Below are 1,723 nucleotides of genomic sequence, written 5' to 3' on the forward strand. Positions count from 1 at the left end.
TTTAGCTGATAAAAACTCACCTTGCCTAACGCCCTGTTAAGGTGTGAGCAACGTAATACCGAAGTCGCCGCACACCAACTTAATCACTAAAACCAACGCATAGTAAAAATGCCACGCGTGCCGAATCACTCTTGAACAGTTTGTTATGTTTACTTTTTTGGTGGTTAGATACTATGAACCTCGTCTTACTTTCATAGATAAGGACCCCTTTATTATCTTTGTGAACTGCGATAATATGGGTGCACGAGAAAACTACAGTTAACGATGAATTTAGGGCTAAACTTAACTATGCCACAACTGATTGAAGCGGGTTTCGATATGAAACTAACAATGCCATCATCTAACAAAACAGAAACGGCTGCATTCTTGGATGCAAAGCCTAAAGCTTTTGTTTTGCCTGATTTTGCTGTGCCTGCTGGATATCAACTTGTTGCAAACTCTCCGGCAAAGACAGAAGAAGGTGAAGTTCAAACAATCTGTCTCGTCTACACTGGCGGCAGCGAAGCTGAAACAGTTTATAAAGTTAAAATGATTGTACGCAACGAACCTAATGCGTATTTACCTGTAAAAAACTGTACCCAGTTGATAGTTTGGAGACAAGTATCAGGTCCTCACGGAATGGTTTTATCGGGCTTCGCTAGAACCGTATTTAACTTTCTTCTGCGCTCTCACAACATCATGATAACTGATGAGCAGCAAACAGCAGATGGAAAGCGTTTCTGGTTAGATCGTATGGGTGAATCATTTGCTATAGCTGATCGAGGTGTTTACTACATCAATTTAGATGAGCTTGATCAGAGCATGACACCAGTGGTAGAACGGATACAAACATTTGATGAATTGATGGAAGAATATGTTCCTAAAGGATGGGGAACAGATGAAGAGCATCGAAACAGAGCCTTTATCATTTCAACTCAAAACCTCTCTTAAAAAGAGCGCACTAGCGCTCTTTTTATTATGCTTGGAATTCACCAAGGAAACATAACGCCCAATTAAGGGGTGAACAACGCCACCACCCAACCTAACGCATTGTACCGTAAACACTAAATTTGAAGTAGAAGCAAAAGTGCCAAGCGTTGTGAATCCCTCTTAAATTGCTTGTTATAAGCGTGGTTGAGTATCCCGATGAACCCAAACAACATTTTCATTCGACACCGGTATTTCAAACCAAGACCAGAACAATTCCAACATTTCAGGTGTCATTTCATATGACTTGCCATCCAAATCTGAATTGCGTGAAAATGCTCTTTCTTGGCATGTTTCGAAGGGAACATCAAGATAATGAACTTCACTCTCAACGCCCACTTCTGATGCCCAACTAGTAAAAGTGTCTCGGTCAGCTTTGCGCCAGAAACCAAAATCGAAAATAACTGGGACACCGAGAGCAAAAAGTTGGTGAGCAGAGTCTTTGAATAAGTCTTGAAGCGTAGCCAAACGACTGTCGAAGACTTCACGCTCCATATGTTCACCGTATAAAGGAATCATCCATTCATCGATGGAGAAACGAAAGGCTCCATGCTTATTTGCAAGCTCCTTAGAATAGGTAGTTTTACCTGAACCAATAAAGCCGCATACGAAATAGATTTTGGTCATAATTCCTCTTTAGCTTATAACGCCCAATTAAGTGGTGAACAACGCACTGGCCAAGCCGTTGCATTGCACCATAAAACACTTTACTCAACGCATAGTAAAACTGCCACGCGTTGAGAATCCACTTGAATTG

2 protein-coding genes are annotated in these 1,723 nt (G+C 41.3%); one reads left to right on the forward strand and one right to left on the reverse strand.

Annotated elements, in window-relative coordinates:
• The first annotated feature begins 288 nt into the window (after positions 1 to 288).
• A complete protein-coding gene (locus PL85_RS00380) occupies positions 289 to 930 on the forward strand; it encodes a hypothetical protein (protein WP_147288193.1) in 642 nt (213 codons plus the stop codon).
• Between the two features lie 171 nt (positions 931 to 1,101).
• On the opposite strand, the gene PL85_RS00385 is transcribed toward PL85_RS00380, so the two are convergent.
• Positions 1,102 to 1,593: a P-loop nucleotide/nucleoside kinase family protein gene (locus PL85_RS00385; RefSeq protein ID WP_080538342.1), complete on the reverse strand. Its 492-nt coding sequence runs from the start codon at positions 1,591 to 1,593 to the stop codon at positions 1,102 to 1,104.
• Positions 1,594 to 1,723: the final 130 nt, after the last annotated feature.

The sequence above is a fragment of the Vibrio anguillarum genome (assembly GCF_001989995.2).
In the GTDB taxonomy this organism is placed as follows: domain Bacteria; phylum Pseudomonadota; class Gammaproteobacteria; order Enterobacterales; family Vibrionaceae; genus Vibrio; species Vibrio anguillarum.

What these genes read in the sequence shown, in the direction of transcription:
- PL85_RS00380 (WP_147288193.1), top strand. Translation starts at nt 289, where the DNA reads ATGCCACAACTGATTGAAGCGGGTTTCGATATGAAACTAACAATGCCA.
- PL85_RS00385 (WP_080538342.1), bottom strand. Translation starts at nt 1,593, where the DNA reads ATGACCAAAATCTATTTCGTATGCGGCTTTATTGGTTCAGGTAAAACT.